This is a genomic window from Streptomyces rimosus subsp. rimosus (genome assembly GCF_000720725.1).
Classification (GTDB): domain Bacteria; phylum Actinomycetota; class Actinomycetes; order Streptomycetales; family Streptomycetaceae; genus Streptomyces; species Streptomyces rimosus_A.
In genome coordinates this window covers 1-17,239 of the sequence record NZ_JOCQ01000017.1, presented here as the reverse complement: position 1 = coordinate 17,239, position 17,239 = coordinate 1, and the positions used below count along the sequence as shown (strand labels likewise).

Here is a 17,239-nt window from a genome sequence, read left to right as displayed (position 1 = left end):
ACAAGGCTCGTTCACGCCCAACGAGCCGATACGTCCCGGGAAACGCCGTTCCGTACGCGGATCAGCCGCCTGCGGCGCGAGGTTCACGCGAACCGGTCGGATCGACGCCCGCCGTACGGGCCGGATCAGCGCACCGTCCCGTCCCCCGGCCCGCCGGTCATCAGCCCGGCCGCCACCAGGCTGACCACCGCCGGCGCCAAGGCGGCCCAGAACGCGATCTGCACGGCGTGCAGCGAGGCCGCGGCGCCACCGGGCCCGGCGGCGTGGAGGTAGACGCTGCCGAGGACCGCCACCCCGAGGGTCGCGCCCAGCTGCTGGACCGCGTTCAGCAGCCCGGCGGCCGAGCCGGTCTCCTGCGGCCGCAACGGCTGCAGTGCGGTGGTGAAGAACGCGGGGGTGAAGAGGCCGGCCCCCAGGCCGACCACCGCGAGCGCCGGAAGCAGCAGGGTGGGGTACGCCGCGGGGTCCGCGGTGCGGTACACGGCGATGGAGGCCAGCGCACCGGCCAGGAGCACGGTGAGCCCGAGAGGCATCGTCCGGTGCCCGAAGCGCCGGACGAGGCGGGCACCGGCCGCCCAGGACGCCACGGCCAGACCGGCCGACCACGGAGCGAGCGTGAGACCGGCGTGCAACGCGTCGATGTGCAACCCGAGTTGGAGCTGGAGGACGATCACCATCAGCAGGCCGTTGGTCACCGCGAAGAACGAGGCCGAGGCCACCAGTGCGGCCGGGAAGCCACGGCGCGCGAAGAGACTCGGCTCCACCAGCGGGCTGCGCCCGGCGGCGACGGCGCCGCGCTGGTGCCGTACGAAAACGGCCATCAGCAACAGCCCGGCACCGACGGAGGCCCAGTTCCCCGCGGACAGTGCGGCGCGGCCGGCCCCGATCAGCGGATGGACGACGAGCCCGACGCCCGCCATGGCCAGCAGCGTGCCGGTCACGTCGAGGGCGGGGCGGCGCGGGGCGCGGTTCTCCGTCAGCTTGGGCGCGAGCGCGAGGACCAGCAGCGACAGGGGGACGTTCACCAGGAACGCCGCCCGCCAGGACGAGCCGAACAGATCGGCGTGGATGAGGAATCCGCCGAGCACCGGCCCGCAGACGGCGGCCAGCCCCATCACCGGGCCGACGCTGCCCAGGGCGCGCGCCAGCTCGGGCCCGGCGAACATGGCCTTGATCAGGCCGATGGTCTGCGGAACGACCACGGCCGCCGCTGCCCCCTGCACCGCGCGGAAGGCGATCAGCAGACCGGTGCCGGGCGCCAGGGCACAGGCGACGGACGCGAGCAGGAAGCCCGTGACGCCCAGCACGAACACCCGCCGCCGCCCGGCGATGTCACCCAGGCGCCCCCCGGTGATCAGCAGCACCGCGAACGGCAGGGTGTAGGCCGTCGTGAACCACTGGACGTCGGACACCGGCCCGCCCAGGCCGGCGTGTACGGCCGGCGCGACGACCTGCACGATGGTCGCGTCCAGCAGATTCATCGCCTCGGCGAGCAGCAGGGCGGCGAGCCCCCACCACCGCCATCGGTACGCCGTCACGGGCGGCACGAGCACACGCTCAGCGGTCATCGGACATCCCCTCCACCGTTGTCGACACCCCGGCCCCTGGGCGGACAGCCCGGGGCCGGTCGCGGATCAGCGTGGAAGGCGGCGCCCGGAGGTGACAGTCATCGCCGGTGAAGTGGCGCTATCCGCCTCCGGAGGCGGTCGCGGCGGCGAATTCCCACGCGCGGGCGCACGTTCCGTACGCCCCGGCCCTTCCGCACCGATCGCCGACGAAACCCCCAATACCCCGAATTTACGGTGACCTTGACCACATTGACGTACCTTTCGCCGCTGGGCTTCACTTTCCCCTGACGAAAAGCGGAAAGCCGGATTCAGCGGTGGAGCAGTGTTTTTCCGCATGCCGGTCCGCAGGAGTCAGTGTTCGGTTCCGTCGGTTCGCCCGTCCCGGAGGTGCTGTCATGAAGCTCATCAACTCCCTCAAGAAGAAGATGAAGGCGGAGAAGAGCCTGAAGGCCTACGCCTGGTACATCTGGTACTGATCGGCACGTGACCCGGTAGTTCCCTCATCCAGGCTCTCGGAGGCCGCCGATGCGTACGTACGGTACGGAACGGAGCGACCGGGTCACGGTCTTCACACCGCGGCTCGGCCGGCTCCTCAGTGAGCACCGCGGCGCGGACGTCTTCCGGCTGGAGGCCGACACGGTCGGCGTCGCCGGACCCGCGCTGATCGACGCCGTGCTGCGCAGCAGACCGGCCAACGCCGCCGAGCGGCCCACCTTCAAACCCCTCCAGGGCCGGCCCATCAGCCGCCCCGAATCCTCCGCGGTCATGCGCGCCGTTTCCCTGGACGTGCGCGCGGCACTGGAAAAGCCGGCCGGGCCCGACGGGAAAGGCGGCACAGCCGCCGACTTGTCGGGGGAATGGCCGCGGACGGCGCACCTTTATCTGCGGGACCTGGTTTTCGGGTCCGATCCCATGCGGCTGCGGGTGCTCGTGGACCGCAAGCTGGAATGGACGCCCAAACTGACCTGGACCGTGATCGCCGCGGGCGCGGCGCTGCCGGGCTGCCCGGGGGCCGGCGCGCCGGTGTCCCGGCTGGCCGGGCTCGCGGCCGCCGCGGCCGGTTACGGGGACCGCCGGTACGCGATGGGCCTGTACCGGCGTGCGGCGGCACCGGTGTGCTTCACCGTCTCCACGCTCGTCGCCAACGCGCTCTGGCTCGGCTCGCCTTTCGAGGACCACATACCGAACCGCCACATTTTGTACGAGTCCATGCGGCTGCTGCCGCCGTCGTGGAACCTGCTGCGCGTGGCGTCACCGGAGTTCGCGGCCCTCGACGACCGGATCGGCGCGAGCGACGACGTACTGCTGCTCCCGCTGCTCAGCCACCGCGATCCGCGCCTGTGGGACGCGCCGGACGAGTTCCGCCCCGAGCGCTGGGCGGCCCTCGACGCCGACGACCAGCCCGGCTACCTGCCATTCGGGCACGCCAACGAGCGGTGCTGGGGACGGCACATGGTCATGCCGCTGGCCGAACGGCTGCTGGACATGGTGCGCGAGCAGGGGCTGGCGGTGAGCCCGGAGCAGAAGTCCGCGGAGGTGCCGCTGGCCGGCCTGCTCGGGGTGTCGCGGGTATCGGTCGTACGCCGCTGAACCGGCGAACGGCGGGCCCCGCACCGGTCGTTGGAGCGGCCCCGTGCGGGCTCCGCGAACCCGCACGCACCCGGACCGTGTGCCGTCAGGCCGCCGCCGTGTCCACCAGATCGGTGACGAACTTGCGCACCCGGCCGCGGAGCACCGGCGTCACGCCGTGGATGACCTGGGCCCCGTACGCGACGGCCACCCCCGGCCCGGCGTCGGTCAGCCACCGGCTCTTGCGCGGCGCGCTCAGCCACTGCGGCGTCCCCTCGTGGGCCGCGGGGCCGTGCGGCAGGCTGCGGCTCAGCGGCGTGCCCGGCTCGTACCCGTCGGCCGTGCCCAGCAGCGTGTCGGTCCAGGGCGCGCTGTCCGACGTCGTCTCGATGTAGAACCGGCCGCCTTCCGTCGCGTCCGCGATCGTCACACCGATCCGGCCGATGCGCCGGGGCGGGGTCCGCGGGCTGCTGATCCCGTCGAGGTGGGTCGGCACGCCCTGGCCCACGGCGAGTTCGGTGTATCCCCAGTGCCCGGACCCGGCGATCGACGGCATGCTGCGCCGGATCGCGGGCAGCGCCCGCAGGGTGGCCTCGGCCAGCACCTCGTGCGCGGTCGCCGGGGCCACGAGCACCTCGGCCTGGTGGCGGGGCCGCCAGCCGGCCGCCTCGCTGTCCATGATCTTGACCAGCCGGGAGATCTCCTCCGTGGTCAAGAACTCCTCGACCGTCTGCAGCATGAGCGTCTCACTGATGTGGATCACTTCGCTCTCCTCGTCGACGGGCCGGTGAACCGGTCTCGTCCACCACGGTCCCGCCGGGGCGAGGGGGCGGACAGGCGCAGACGGGGGCGCACACGCGCGCGGCGACTCGTACGTGTGTGCGCCCTGCGGGCGCCGGACGTCACCGCCCGGTGAACGAAGCGCCCTTCTCCATGTTCAGCGGCCGGGCGAGCGTCTCGACGCTGTCCAGGGCCAGCTCGACGTTGCGCTCGCTCAACGGGATGCGCAGCAGCTGCACGGCCTTGGAGTCGGTCAGCGAGGAGACCGCCGGGCTCGAAGCCGAGGAGGCGACGGCGGGCTGCGGAACCAGGGCGGCGGCACCGGCCGCGGCGACCGCGGTGATGACGGCGGAACGAATACGCATCAGAACGAGACTTCCACGAGGGTCGGAGACGGGTGACGGAGACGGAGGCGGGAGGCGGGAGGCGGGAGGCGGGCAAACGGGAGCGCGGTGGGTGCGCACCCAAGTCAATGCGGACGGACGCGCTCGCGAAGCGCTCCGGTCCGTGTGACCACCCTTACGGGGGCGGGGGATCACCCGGGCGGCCGAGAGGGCGGCGGACGTGTTCGAAGGCGGCGCGTCCGCGCGGCGCCGCCGCACGACTACTCCCGCCGATCATGGGTACCCAGCGCGCCGTACCGCCGGGCGCCGCCCGGCCCTGACCAGCGCGGGAGTGGCCCGGGAGGCGGAGTTGGCGAAGGTGCGGGGCGCGGCCGCGTGGCAGTGGCTGTGGTGGGAGGTGACGGCGGTCGGCCGGACGGTGCGGGCCGCGGTACGGCACTCCGGGCCGGAGCGGGACACCGTCGTCCAGTCGCTGAAGGCAGCCGGCGCGGCGACCGTCGCCTGGGCGCTGACGGGCTGGTGGCTGAACGCGCCGCTGGCCCTGATGGCCCCCTGGACGGCGCTGGCGCTGGTCGACGCGACCGTCTACCGCTCGCTGCGGTCCGGCCTCCAGCAGCTCGTGATGATCGTGCTCGGCGCGCTGCTCGCGTCCGCCGCGATGGCCGCGACGGACGGCAGCACGCTGGGCGCCATGCTCCTCGCGCTGCCGGTGATGACGCTGGCCGGCACCCACCGCAGACTGGGCGCCCAGGGCATCTACGGGGCGACCACCGCCCTGTTCGTCATCACCTACGGCGCCTATTCCCTGACCGAGGTCGGCCACCGGCTCGTCGAGACCATGATCGGCGCGGTCATCGGCGTCGCCGTCAACGCCCTGGTCCTGCCGCCGGTGCACCTGCGCAACGTGCACGACCAGCTCCGGCGCCTGCCCCGGGAGTCCGCCGCGCTGCTGCGGACGATGGCCGGGGGCCTGCGCGACGGGGAGTGGACCGCGACGGACGCGGCCGGCTGGCACGACCGCGCGCGCCGCCTCGGCCAGGTGCTGCAAGCGCTGGCCAGCGCGCGGCAGTGGAACGCCGAGAGTTCCCGCTTCAACCCCGGCTTCCGGCTGCGCCGTACCGGACCGCCCCCGCCGCCGCCCGAGAAGGCCGACACCGTGTGGGAACGCGCCACCGACCACCTCGCGGCCATCACCCGCACCCTGTCGGGCACCTCCGGGGAACGGGCCCGTCTGACCACGCCCGGCGCCGTGTTCCTGCGGCGCTACGCCGACCTCGCGGACGAGGCGGCGACGCTCTGCGAGGCCGAGGCGGACCTGCTCGCCGACCACGAGCGGGCGGAAGCGGTGAAGCGCTACCGCGCGGCCCGCCGCCGCTCCCAGGAGCTGTACGACGAGCTGGCGGACGAGTTCCGGCGGCTGGGCGACCCCGCGGCCGCCGCGGCCGGCGGCGAACTGCTCGTGGAGATGAAGCAGCTGCTGTACGAGCTGACCAACTTCGCCCGGACGGACGTGTCCGGGGAACTGGAGGAGGAGAAGCGGCGGGCCGGGTGACCTTCGCGGCGGAGGGGAGGCGAGGCGGGCGAGGGGCACCTGCCGCGCGTACGGGCAGGTCACCCGTCGCGCGTACGGGCGGGCCCCGCGTTTTCCCCGGAACGCCCGGGGCACCCGTGAGCCACACGGCATCCGGCACACGGCCCGACGGCATGCCACCTGAAGGCCCACGGCCCACGGCCACACCGCGCACACCGTGCCCCCGGTCGGGTGAAGGGAAGGACCGCGACGTGCAACGCCCTCCGGCACGCGGAGAACTGTCGGCGGCGGTCGTCTCCGCGCTGGAGCGGCTGCCCGGCACCGTACGGCTGCCGGACGCCCGTACGGTGGCCGCGGCCGATCCGTACGGCGACGATCTGCACCTCGCCCTGGCCCTCTGCTACGAGCTGCACTACCGCGGCTTCGACGCCGTGCCCGACACCTGGGAGTGGGACCCGGAGCTGCTGCGTTTCCGGGCGTCCCTGGAGAAGGGCTTCCTCGGCGCGCTGCGCGCGGACCTGCCGCGGCCGGGCGAAGTGACCGAGCTGCTCGACGGTCTGCTGGTGGAGCCGGCCGACGGTACCGGCGTCTCGTACTTCCTGCGCGACGAGGGCGAGCTGTGGCACCTGCGCGAGTACGCGGCCCAGCGGTCCCTGTACCACCTCAAGGAGGCCGACCCCCACCTGTGGGTGGTGCCGCGCCTGTGGGGCCAGGCCAAGGCCGGGATGATGGCGGTGGAGTACGACGAGTTCGGGGCGGGCCGCGCGGAGCGGGTGCACTCCCGGCTCTTCGCCGATCTTCTGGCCGATCTCGGCCTGGACCCCGCCTACGGCCGCTACCTGGGCGTCTGTCCGCGGCAGATGCTCGCCGTCAACAACCTCATGTCGCTCTTCGGGCTGCACCGCGCGCACCGGGGCTCCCTGGTCGGCCACTTCGCCTGGGTGGAGGTCACCTCGTCACCCGGCTCGCGCCGCCTCGCGCAGGCGCTGGAACGGCTGGGCGCCGGACCGGCCGCTGTGCACTTCTACGCCGAGCACGTCGAGGCCGACGCCGTGCACGAACAGCTGGTGCGCCACCAGGTCGTACGGGGGCTGCTGCGCGAGGAGCCCGCCCTCGCACCGGACGTCGCCTTCGGCATCGCCGCCACCGACCTGCTGGAGGAGCGGCTGGGCGAGCACCTGCTCGGCGCGTGGGCGGCCGGGGAGTCCTCGCTGTTCGCCCCGCTGTGATGCCCTGAGCGTGTCCTGATCGTCGGTGACGCGGGGTGGCGACGGGGTGGTGACGCGGGGCTAACCGCTGCCTTCCGGGCCTCCGGTGGTCCGGGCGCGTGTCCCCGCAGGCCGCTTGCGCCCGCGGTGGCTGGTGTCGCACCAGGGGTAGGAGCGGCTGCGGCGGCACCTGCACAGCGCTACGAAGGGGCGGTCCGAACGGGCCGTCGTACCGTCGTCGAGTTCCACCTCGACGGGGCCCTCGATGAGCACCGGGCCCCCGGGGTCCTGCACGACCCGGCGCGCGTCCCGGCGCCCGCCGTCCGCGCGTTCACGTACCGGCTCCTGCTCCTCATGAGGGGCGCTGGGCACGGATCACCACCAGCTCTTCCTTGTCCTGGCCCGGAGCCGTCAGCCCCTGGGCCTCCAGCCAGGGCGCGCGCTGCCGCAGCACGGGCCCGAAGGGGACGGACCGCCGGTCGGTGACGGCGGCCTTCAGCCCGGCCCCGGCCAGCAGTTCCACGGTCCGGGAGGGAGCGCAGATGCCGGAATGGACCAGCAGCAGCACGCCGTCCGGGGCGAGCAGCGTGGGCGCCTGGGCACACAGCCGGTCCAGTACGGCCCGGCCGTCCGGTCCGGCGTCCCACGCCCGCGCCCGGCCGCCGCGCGGCGGGTCCGGCCTGGCGCAGGGCACGTACGGCGGGTTCGCCATGATCAGGTCGAAGGTGCGCCCGGCCACCGGGCGCAGCAGGTCGCCCTGGTACGCGCGCACCCGGTCCCGGTGCCCGGCGAACCAGGCGTTCAACCGGGTGGTGAGTACGGCGGCGAGCGCGGCGTCCACGGCGGTGACCCGCCCGGCCCCGTGCCGGGCCGCGGCGACCGCCAGGGCCCCGCTGCCCGCCCCCACGTCCAGCACTTCCGCACCCGGACGCAGGGTCTCCCGCCGGAGTGCCGCGGCCAGCATCCCGGTGTCTTCCTGCGGCGCGTACACGCCCGGCGGTCTGATGAAGAACACCCGCCACGGGTACCCCCGTCACACCTTTTCTTGCAGCGCGGAATGAAGCCGCAGCTGAGCGCGGGGCGGGAAGGCAGGACGTACCGGCTTACCAGGGCGTACCGGCCGCAGGAGGTACCGGCTACCAGGACGTACAGGTTACGAGGACGTACCCCGGCCGGCAGCAGGTGCCGGCTATGCGGCGGTGAGCGTGGTCACCAGCACGTCGCGGTAGGCGGGCTCCGAGCGGTCCATCGGCTGGATCGGGGAGACGCAGTGCAGCGAGTCCCGGTCGTCCGACAGCAGCAGGCTGCCCGGCCGGTGCAGGGTGGTGCACAGCAACTCGCGCCCGTCGTCCGTGTAGACGCAGCTCTGGCCGCCGACCGCGTTCTCCCGGTTGACGAGCAGTGAGGACACCAGCGTCACACCGTCCTTGTGCCGCCCCTCCGGGGTCGGGTCGCCCGGGTCGTCGGCGGTCGCGACGACCCGGAACGGGTGCACCTTGACGATCCACCGCCCGGCGCCGTCCAGCGCGGCCGCCGCCTGCGCCAGCAGGTCGAACAGCGGGCGCAGCAGCGGGTCGGCGGCGAACGCGTCGGTCAGCGGTTCGAAGTTCCGGTCCACCGTCTCGTACAGCGGGTTGGTGTCCTTCGGCTGGACGAACGGCGTGTGGGGCAGCCGCTCCAGCTCCCCGGTGGCCGGGGTGAGGGAGAACTGGCCGTAGCGGCGCAGCCTGCGGGTGCCGCGTTCGGCCGCGTACCGGTCCTCGCCCAGCTCGTCCCAGTGCGCGGCGAACCGCGCCCAGGCCTCCTCGTCCGCGCCCAGCTGCTCCCGTACCGAGGCCGGGGACATCAGGCAGACGGCGGAGTGGGTCAGGCACGAGCGGGCGGCCTCGACCGGGGACGCGGCCCCGGCCGCTCCGCCGGTTCCGGACGGCGCCGAGCGCTCTTCGATGTGCTCCACGTCGGATGTCCGCCTTCCTTGCCGGCCGTGCGCCGCGGCGCCTGCGTGGTCCCATCGTGTGGCGGGCCGCCGCTGATCGCATCTTGCGGGGGGCGGAGCGTGGGGCCGGGCATGGGGCGGAGCGCGGGACCGAGCCCGGGGCGGGGCATGGGGCGGAGCGTGGGACCGAGCCCGGGGCGGGGCATGGGGCGGGGCCGTTCCGGAGCGCGGGACGGCCCCGCCCCCGGTACGCCATTGCTCACACCGACCCCACTTTCACAAGCCCTTTCTCCCGGGAATGACTCAATGTCGCCGAATACCGTCACCCGTCTTTGACACGCGTTTTCGCGGCTTTCTACGGTGATCGAACCTCCCCCCGGCCCAGAAATGAGGAACACCATGCGCGTCCTGTGCACCGCCACCGGATCCCCCTCGCACGGCCGAGCCCTGCTGCCGCTGGCCCGTGCGCTGGCCGCCGCCGGGCACGAGGTCACGGTCGTCACGACGGCCGAGGTGGCGCCGGTCTTCGCCGCCGACGCCGTGACGGTCGAGGCCATCCTGCCGCGCATCGACTTCAGCGCGATGGGGCAGGCCTCGGCCGAGGCGGCCGAGGCCGCCGAGGCGGCGGGTGCCGACACGCCGGACGGCGACCCCGAGGCGCACCTGCAGATCCTGGTCGACCGCCTCACCGGCGACCTGGCCCTGGAATGCCACCGCGTCCTGGCGGAGCTGGCCCGGGACTTCCGCCCCGACGCGATCATCCGGGACGGCATGGACGTCGGCGCCTGCCTGCTCGCCGAACAGCTCGGCATCCCGCAGCTGCCCATTCCCGCGGGCACCGTCAACATCCTCGACCCGGCAGCGCTGCTCCCGGCGCTGAACCGGCTGCGCGAGGAGCTGGGGCTGCCCGTACAGGAGGAGCCCGGGTCGCTCTACCCGCACGGCCGCTTCGACTACCTGCCCGCCGCGTACTCCTTCGCGCAGTTCCCGGCCACCGTGCTGGCCTACCGCCAGACCACCGTGGTGGACCGCACCGCCGGACTGCCCGGCTGGGTCGCCGAACTCCCCGCCGACCGGCCGCTGGTGTTCGCCGCGCTGGGCACCGCGCTGCCGATGTTCCGCGAGGTGCTGCCCCCGGGCGCCCCGCTGCCGGTGGGCATGACCGACCCGGCCGAGCTGCTGGCCACCATCGTCGCGGGTCTGTCCCGGCTGGAGTGCACGGCCGTGGTGGCGACCGGCGGCGTCGAGCCGGCCGGCGGCGTCGAGCCCGCGCCGCACGTCCACCTGACGGACCGCCTCGCGCAGCCGCTGCTGCTGGAATGCGCCGACCTGTTCGTCACCCACGGCGGCTACAACAGCATCCGCGAAGCGGTGCGCACGGGCACGCCCATGGCGGTGCTGCCGAACTTCGGCGACCAACTGCCCAACGCCGCACGCGTGCAGGAACTGGGACTCGGCCGGCACCTCACCGACACCGACCCGGACGCCGTGGCCGCCGTGTGCCGGGAGCTGCTGGCCGACCGCGAGACGGCGGCGCGCTGCCGTCGGGCGCAGCTCGCCAGCCTCGCCCTGCCGGACATCGGGCAGGTCGTCGCCGACCTGGAGAAGCTGGTGGCCTGAGGCGTTTTCCGGTCACACACGGACGGGCCCGCCGTACGGCGGGCCCGTCCGTGTGTGACCGTGGCCGTGGCCGCTCCGTCAGGACCGTACGGGTTCCACCGCGCGGGCCGTCGGTACGACCACGGGGGAGCCGTCGGAGGGCGCGGCCAGGATCTCCGCGTCCACGCCGTACAGCTCCTTCACGAGGGCGGCGTCGATGATCTCGCGCGGCGGGCCGGCGGCGACCACCCGGCCCGAGCGCATCGCGACGACCGTGTCGGCGTAGCGGGCCGCCGCCGCGAGGTCGTGGACGACCATGACGATGGTGCGCCCGCCCGTCGCGACCTCGCGCACCAGGTCCAGCACCTCCACGGCATGGCCGATGTCCAGGGCGCTGGTCGGCTCGTCCAGCAGGACGACGGGGGTCTCCTGGGCGAGCGCCATGGCCAGCCAGCAGCGCTGGCGCTGGCCGCCGGAGAGCTGGTCGAGGCGCCGGCCGGCCAGGCCGCTGGTGCCGGTCTGCTCCAGGGCGCGGGTCACGGCCCGTTCGTCCTCGCGCGACCACTGGCGGAACAGGCCCTGGTGCGGGTGGCGTCCGTATCGTACGAGCCCGGCGACGGTGACCGCCTCGGGAGCCTGCGGGGACTGGGGGAGCAGGGCGATGCGGTGGGCGGCCTCCCGCTGCCGGAGCCGCCACACGTCCGCGTCGCCCGCGAACACCCGCCCCGATTCCGGCTCGTGGAGGCGGGCCATGCAGCGCAGCAAAGTGGACTTGCCGCAGCCGTTGGGGCCGACCACCGCCACCACCGTGCCCGACCCGACCGTCAGGTCCACCCGGTCGACGACCGGGTGTCCGGCGTATCCGGCGGTGAGCTGCTCGACGCGGAGTTCCACTGCGGCCGGCCTTTCTCCGGGGCAAGGGTGGTCACAGGCAGGTCACACCTCTTGCCAATTTGTCATAAGGTAAGGCTAACCTTAACGCGAATCGGCCAAGATGGGGCTGCCTCCGGCAGCCCGTTGTACGCCGTCCGCACTGTGTGTCCCATTGAACCCGGAGTCCCCGATGACCGTGTCCCGCCGCCCACTTCTGACCACCCGACGCCGTGCCGCCGCGGCCGTCGCCGGCCTCGGGGCCGCGGCGCTGCTGCTGACCGGCTGCGGCTCGGACGCCGGCGCGGACGCCAAGGACAAGGACGGCAAGGACGCGGCGGCGTCCGGCGAGACCCGTACGGTCAAGGACGCCACCGGCAAGGTCGTCCAGGTTCCCGCCCACCCGCAGCGGATCGTCACGCTGACCCAGGAGGACCTGGACGCGGTGCTCGCGCTGAAGATCAAGCCGGTCGGCATCACCAACGGGCAGGGGCTGGACAAGCCGCCCGCCTACCTGGCCGACAAGGTCAAGGGCATCGACGTCGTCGGCGGCCTGCTCAAGCCCGTCATGGACAAGGTCATCGCGGCCAAGCCGGACCTGATCCTCGCCGGTGACATGCAGGACGAGCAGGTGCTCAAGCAGCTGCGCGAGATCACCCCCGCCACCCTGGTGACGATGGCGCCCACCGACGACTGGAAGATCTCTTTCCGCGGCATCGGCAACGCCGTCAACAAGCTGAACGACGCCAACAAGGTCATCGCCGACCACGAGGCGGCCGCCAAGGCGGCGGGCGAGAAGCTGGGCGCCAACAAGGGCGCCGCCGTCTCCATCGTGCGCTGGAACCAGGACGGCCCGAGCTGGATGGAGCGCAAGCAGTTCGCCAGTGGCGTCGCCCTGGAGATGGGCCTGAAGCGGCCCGCCAACCAGAACAAGGACGGCAACGCGCACACCCCGTCGCTCAGCCTGGAGAAGATCAACGAGATCGACGGCGACTGGCTGTTCCTGTCCACGCTGACCTCCGACGGCGAGAAGGCCCTCAAGGACGTGCAGACCAAGCCCGCCTACAAGGAGCTGGGCGCGGTCGGGAAGAACCACGTGGCGACCGTCGACGGTTCCGTCTGGTCCACCCGCGGCGGCCCGCTGGCCAGCGATGTCGTCATGAACGACATCAGCAAGGCGCTGACCAAGTCCTGAGCGGCGGCGGCCCGTCCGGCCGTCGGGCCGTCGGGCCGTCGGGCCGTCGGGCCGTCCGTCCGGACGCCGGTGACACCCCCGGGTGCCACCGGCGCTCCGTCACGCCCCGGCCGCGCCCGCGTTCCTGCCGTACGCGAAGTCCGCGGCCGTCCAGGCCAGGCCCACCGCGCCGTCCAGCAGGGCCTGTTCGGCCGCCGGTGACACCGCCGCCGCGGCGAACTCCGGCTCGTGCGGCCCGCAGGCGCCCCCGCTGATGTCCAGTACGGGATGGATCGAGGGCACCACGTGCGACACGTTGCCCATGTCCGTACAGGCGAAGGGCCCGCGTACGACCGGCTCCGGCCGGCCCAGGGCGCGCGCGTTCGCCTCCCACAGGGCGATCAGCCCGGGATCGCCGCGGAAGTCCAGGTAGTCGGGCTCCGGGCGCTCCAGGGTCACTTCGCAGCCGGTCGCCAGCGCGCCGCCCCGGAAGCAGGCCTCCACCCGCTCCCGCAGCTCGCGCAGGTCCTCGGCGGCCTCCGCGCGGATCTCGTACTCGGCCGTAGCGCGGTCCGGTATCGCGTTGGGCGCGGAGCCCGCCGAGGTCGTGATGCCGTGCACCCGCCACTGCGGCGGCAACTGCTGCCGCAGCAGGCCCAGGGCGACCTGGGCGACGGTCAGCGCGTCGGCCGCGTTACGGCCCTCGTGCGGGTTGAGGCTGGGGTGGGCGGTGCGGCCGGTGTACGTGACGGACAGCGTGCCCAGCGCGAACGACCGGAAGTCGGACATCTCGAACGGGCACGGGTGCACCATCATCGCCGCGTCCACCCCGTCGAACGCCCCGGCCTCCAGGAGCAGCGCCTTGCCGGCGCCGCGCTCCTCGGCCGGCGTGCCCACGACCCGTACGGTCAGGCCCAGTTCCGCCGCGAGCGGGGCCAGGCCCAGCGCCGCGCCGACACCGGCCGCGGCGATCAGGTTGTGGCCGCAGGCGTGGCCGAGGTCCGGCAGCGCGTCGTACTCGCAGGCGATCGCCACCGTGACCGGGCCGGCCCCGGCGGTGGCCACGAAGGCGGTGTCCAGGCCGTGGGCGGGCGCGGTCACGGCGAAACCGTGCTCGCGCAGCAGCTCCGCGCACCAGGCCGCGGCGCGGTGCTCGGCGAAGGCCGTCTCCGGATGGCCGTGGATGCGGCGGCTGAGGTCCAGCAGGGCGTCGCGCCGGTCCGTGATGTGCCGTCGTACGGCGTCCTTCACGGTGTCCTTCACGGAGTCCTTCGCGGTGTCCTTCGCAGCGCCCTTCACGGCGTCCATTGCGGCGGCGGGACCGGGGGTGGGGGTGGTGGCGGACGTCATCGTCTCCTCTTCGGGCTCGGTGGCCGGTGCCCGCGGCGGTCGGCGGCACCACAGAAGAGTAAAAAATAACTTAGGCTTCCCTAAGTTTGCGCGCGGGCTGCCGGCCGGTGCGCGGAGGTCGGATTTCTCCCCGGGAGTTGTCACACACATGCATCAGCGTCCGCTCGACCAGGCAGCCCCCGCGGCGACGCCGCGCCCCGGCACCCCTTCGCCGGGCGTTCCCGGGTCCGCGGGACCCGAGGAGTTCCCCCTCCTCACCGCGCAGGCCGGCATTCATTACGCGAGTCAACTCGACCCCAAGAGCCCCGCGCTGAACACCGCGGACGTCGTGGAGATCCAGGGGCCGCTGGACGAGGCGCTGTTCGAGCGCGCCCTGCTGCGCACGGTCACCGAGGCCGAGACGCTGGGCGTCTGCGTACGCGAGACGGACGGCGTACCCGCGCAGCACGTCGTACCGCCCGCCGCCGACCAACTGCTGCACCGTGCCGACCTGCGCGGCGGGAACCGGCCCGCCGAGGCCACGGCACGCGACTGGATGCGCGACGACCTCACCCGCGCCGCCGACCCGGGCGAGGCCGGACAGCTGATGACGCAGGCGCTGTTCCGCGTCGCCGACGACCGGTACTGGTGGTACCAGCGCGTGCACCACATCGCGGTCGATGCGTACGCCCTCCAGCTGGTCGGACAGCGGGTCGCCGAGGTCTACACCGCCCTCGCCGCCGGACAGGAGCCCCCGGCCACCCGGTTTGCACCGCTGCGCGACCTGGTCGCCGACGAGCAGCGGTACCTGGACAGCGAGCAGTACACGGCCGACCGGGAGTTCTGGGCCGGACGGATGGCGGGGCGGCCGGAGCCGGTGACGCTCGCGGGCGGGGTGCCGGGCGGCGGGGAGAGCGAGAGGGAGGGGCGTACGGCCGGTGCCGCCGCCGGTACGCCGGAAGCCGCCGCGGCCTCCCTCGCCGACGCCATCGCCGCGGGCGACGTGCTGCGCGCCCGTACCGGACTGCCCGCCGCGACCCTGGACCGGCTCACCCGGGCCGCCGAAGCGGCCAAGGCCACCTGGGCCGAACTGATCGTCGCCGCGGCCGCGGGCCACCTGCACCGCGCCACCGGCACCGAGGACGTCGTCCTCGGCCTGCCGCTGACCAACCGGCGCGGCCCCGCCGCGCTGCGCACCCCGGCCATGACCGTCAATGTGCTGCCGTTGCGCATCGCCGTACGCCCCCAGGACACCGCCGCCCAACTACTGCGCCGCGTCGTCCTCGAATTCCGCGCGGTCCGCCGCCACCAGCGCTACCCGCAGGCGGGCATCCGCCGCGACCTCGCGCTCTCCTCCGCCGGTACGCCGCTGACCGGACCCATGGTCAACATCAAGCCGTTCGACGGCGACCTGGACTTCGCGGGGCTGCCCGGCACCGTCCACAACCTCGCCGCCGGACCGGTGGAGGACCTGGCCGTCACCGCCGTACCCGCCGCCGACGGCGGGCTGCGCATCAGCCTCGACGCCCACGCGGACCGGTACGCGCCCGCCGAACTCGCCGGACACCAGGCGACGTTCCTGCGCTACCTCGACGGTCTCACCGACCTCCTGCTGGCCGACCCGGACCGCCCCATCGGTACCGTCGATCTGCTGGACCCGGCCGAAGTGCGCCGGGTCACGGCCGGGCGTACCGAGGCGCCGGCCACCCGTACCCTCCCCGAGTACTTCGCCGAGCAGGCCGCCCGCACCCCGCGAGCGGTGGCCGTCCGCACCGGCGACAGCGCGCTGACCTTCGCCGAACTGGACGCCGCCGCCAACCGGCTGGCCCATCTGCTGGCCGGACTCGGCGCCGGACCGGAGCGGCCCGTCGCCCTCGCGCTGCCGCGCGGCACCGACATGATGGCGGCGCTGCTCGCCGTTCTGAAGGCGGGCGGCGTCTGCCAGCCGCTCGACCTGGGGCACCCGGCGGCCCGGACACTGGCCGTACTGGAAGACGGCCGGCCCGTGTGCGTCATCGGTACGGCCGCGACGCTCGCCGGACTTCCGGCGCACGGCCTGCCCGTCGTCACGCTGGACGACCCCGGAACGGCCGCCTCGCTCGCCGCGCAGCCCGCCGACGCGCCCGCCTCGCCGCCCGCGCCCGGCCAGGCCGCCTACGTCATCCACACCTCCGGCTCGACCGGGCGCCCCAAGGGCGTCGTGGTCGGCCACGCCTCGCTCGCCAACCTGTACGCGGGGCACGGCGGCGACCACGTCGCACCCGCCGTCGCCCGCACCGGCCGGGAACGGCTCCGGGTCGCGCACAGCGCGTCGTTCGCCTTCGACGCGTCCTGGGACCCGGTGCTGTGGATGGTGCACGGGCACGAGCTGCACCTGCTGGACGACGTGGCGTACCGCGACCCCGCCGCGCTCGCCCGGTACGTGGACGAGCACCGCATCGACTACCTGGATGTCACGCCCTCCTACGCGGAAGCCCTGCTGGCCGAGGGCCTGCTGGACGACGGCCGGCACCACCCGGCCGTGCTCGTCGTCGGCGGGGAGGCCGTACCCGTACCGCTGTGGGAGCGGCTGACCGCGACCGAGGGGCTGCACGCGGTCAACCTCTACGGGCCTACGGAGACGACCGTGGACGCGTATTACTGGACGGCGCCTGAGGCCGGGGGCGGTGCTGGGGACGGAGCCGGGGACGGAGCCGGGGACGGGGACCTGGCCGGCAGCGGTGCCACCGGGCGGGCCCCCGAGGGACGGCCGGTGCGCGGCTCCCGGGTCTACGTCCTCGACTCCTGCCTGCGGCCCACGCCGGACGGCGTGACCGGCGAACTGTACGTGGCGGGCGCCTGCCTGGCCCGCGGCTACCTCGGGCGGCCGGACCTGAGCGCCGAACGCTTCGTCGCGGACCCGTACGGTGCGCTGCACGGCGAGCCGGGCGCCCGGATGTACCGCACCGGGGACCTGGTGCGGCGCCGGACGGACGGCACGGTCGAGTTCCTCGGCCGCACCGACGACCAGGTCAAGATCCGCGGCTTCCGCATCGAACTCGGCGAGATCCAGGCCGTCCTGGCCCGGCATCCGGCCGTGGCGCAGGCCGCGGTGATCGCCCGGGACACCCCTCAGGGCAAGCGGTTGCAGGCTTATGCGGTGCTGCGGGCGGCGGTTGCCGGTCCGGATGGGCGTGTCGGGGAGGCGGTTGCCAGTCCGGATGGGCGTGTCGGGGAGGCAGTTGCCGGTCCGGGCGGGTGTGGTGGGGTGGCAGTTGCCGGTCCGGGCGGGCGTGTCGGGGTGGCAGTTGCCGGTCCGGACGGGTGTGGTGGGGCGGCTGAGGGGGCCGGG

At 74.0% G+C, this 17,239-nt stretch carries 15 protein-coding genes; 7 read left to right on the top strand and 8 right to left on the bottom strand.

The annotated features are described in order from the left end of the window. Nucleotides 1-125: 125 nt before the first annotated feature. A complete protein-coding gene (locus tag IH45_RS0111665; RefSeq protein ID WP_030665651.1) occupies nt 126-1,568 on the bottom strand; it encodes an MFS transporter in 1,443 nt (480 codons plus the stop codon). 395 nt (nt 1,569-1,963) lie between these two features. Here IH45_RS0111665 and IH45_RS1000000150990 point away from each other — a divergent pair, with 395 nt between their 5' ends. Then, nucleotides 1,964-2,044, top strand: coding sequence for a tryptorubin family RiPP precursor (locus IH45_RS1000000150990; RefSeq protein WP_226048792.1), 81 nt, complete (start codon nt 1,964-1,966; stop codon nt 2,042-2,044). Between the two features lie 49 nt (nt 2,045-2,093). Next, a complete protein-coding gene (locus IH45_RS0111655; protein ID WP_030665649.1) occupies nt 2,094-3,158 on the top strand; it encodes a cytochrome P450 in 1,065 nt (354 codons plus the stop codon). Nucleotides 3,159-3,243: 85 nt separating this feature from the next. On the opposite strand, the gene IH45_RS0111650 is transcribed toward IH45_RS0111655, so the two are convergent. Together IH45_RS0111650 and IH45_RS0111645 are read right to left on the bottom strand one after the other, a co-directional pair. Next, a complete protein-coding gene (locus tag IH45_RS0111650; protein ID WP_030665646.1) occupies nt 3,244-3,900 on the bottom strand; it encodes a hypothetical protein in 657 nt (218 codons plus the stop codon). Nucleotides 3,901-4,039: 139 nt separating this feature from the next. Further along, nucleotides 4,040-4,282 (bottom strand): hypothetical protein, encoded by a 243-nt coding sequence (locus tag IH45_RS0111645; RefSeq protein WP_030665643.1) that lies wholly within the window; start codon nt 4,280-4,282, stop codon nt 4,040-4,042. Between the two features lie 337 nt (nt 4,283-4,619). Here IH45_RS0111645 and IH45_RS0111640 point away from each other — a divergent pair, with 337 nt between their 5' ends. Beyond that, nucleotides 4,620-5,813, top strand: coding sequence for an FUSC family protein (locus tag IH45_RS0111640; RefSeq protein ID WP_050514755.1), 1,194 nt, complete (start codon nt 4,620-4,622; stop codon nt 5,811-5,813). 230 nt (nt 5,814-6,043) lie between these two features. After that, nucleotides 6,044-7,021 carry an iron-containing redox enzyme family protein gene (locus IH45_RS0111635; RefSeq protein ID WP_030665637.1) on the top strand — a complete coding sequence of 326 codons (978 nt, stop codon included), beginning with the start codon at nt 6,044-6,046 and terminating at the stop codon, nt 7,019-7,021. Nucleotides 7,022-7,081: 60 nt separating this feature from the next. Here the strand turns inward: IH45_RS0111635 and IH45_RS0111630 are convergent, their stop codons facing one another. From IH45_RS0111630 to IH45_RS0111620, 3 genes are all read right to left on the bottom strand, one after another. Then, on the bottom strand, nt 7,082-7,372 hold the full coding sequence (locus tag IH45_RS0111630; RefSeq protein WP_030665634.1) for a CDGSH iron-sulfur domain-containing protein: 291 nt from the start codon (nt 7,370-7,372) through the stop codon (nt 7,082-7,084). Continuing rightward, on the bottom strand, nt 7,353-8,015 hold the full coding sequence (locus IH45_RS0111625) for a HemK2/MTQ2 family protein methyltransferase (protein ID WP_030665632.1): 663 nt from the start codon (nt 8,013-8,015) through the stop codon (nt 7,353-7,355). The genes IH45_RS0111630 and IH45_RS0111625 overlap by 20 nt, the downstream gene beginning before the upstream one ends. Before the next feature lie 174 nt (nt 8,016-8,189). Beyond that, nucleotides 8,190-8,957 (bottom strand): 2OG-Fe dioxygenase family protein, encoded by a 768-nt coding sequence (locus IH45_RS0111620; RefSeq protein WP_107058622.1) that lies wholly within the window; start codon nt 8,955-8,957, stop codon nt 8,190-8,192. Nucleotides 8,958-9,335: 378 nt separating this feature from the next. On the opposite strand from IH45_RS0111620, the gene IH45_RS0111615 reads away from it, so the two are divergent. Next, on the top strand, nt 9,336-10,556 hold the full coding sequence (locus IH45_RS0111615) for a glycosyltransferase (protein ID WP_030665627.1): 1,221 nt from the start codon (nt 9,336-9,338) through the stop codon (nt 10,554-10,556). Nucleotides 10,557-10,634: 78 nt separating this feature from the next. On the opposite strand, the gene IH45_RS0111610 is transcribed toward IH45_RS0111615, so the two are convergent. Then, entirely contained in the window at nt 10,635-11,429 is a 795-nt protein-coding gene (locus IH45_RS0111610; protein WP_030665624.1) for an ABC transporter ATP-binding protein, read from the bottom strand. A gap of 169 nt (nt 11,430-11,598) precedes the next feature. On the opposite strand from IH45_RS0111610, the gene IH45_RS0111605 reads away from it, so the two are divergent. After that, nucleotides 11,599-12,600, top strand: a complete 1,002-nt coding sequence (locus IH45_RS0111605; protein ID WP_030665621.1) for an ABC transporter substrate-binding protein — start codon at nt 11,599-11,601, stop codon at nt 12,598-12,600. 99 nt (nt 12,601-12,699) lie between these two features. On the opposite strand, the gene IH45_RS0111600 is transcribed toward IH45_RS0111605, so the two are convergent. After that, nucleotides 12,700-13,929: an amidohydrolase gene (locus tag IH45_RS0111600; protein ID WP_030665619.1), complete on the bottom strand. Its 1,230-nt coding sequence runs from the start codon at nt 13,927-13,929 to the stop codon at nt 12,700-12,702. Nucleotides 13,930-14,077: 148 nt separating this feature from the next. Between IH45_RS0111600 and IH45_RS01000000143465 the strand changes: the two genes are divergently transcribed. Beyond that, nucleotides 14,078-17,239, top strand: a 3,162-nt coding sequence (locus IH45_RS01000000143465) for an amino acid adenylation domain-containing protein (protein ID WP_199810655.1), incomplete at its 3' end; no start/stop codon positions are given.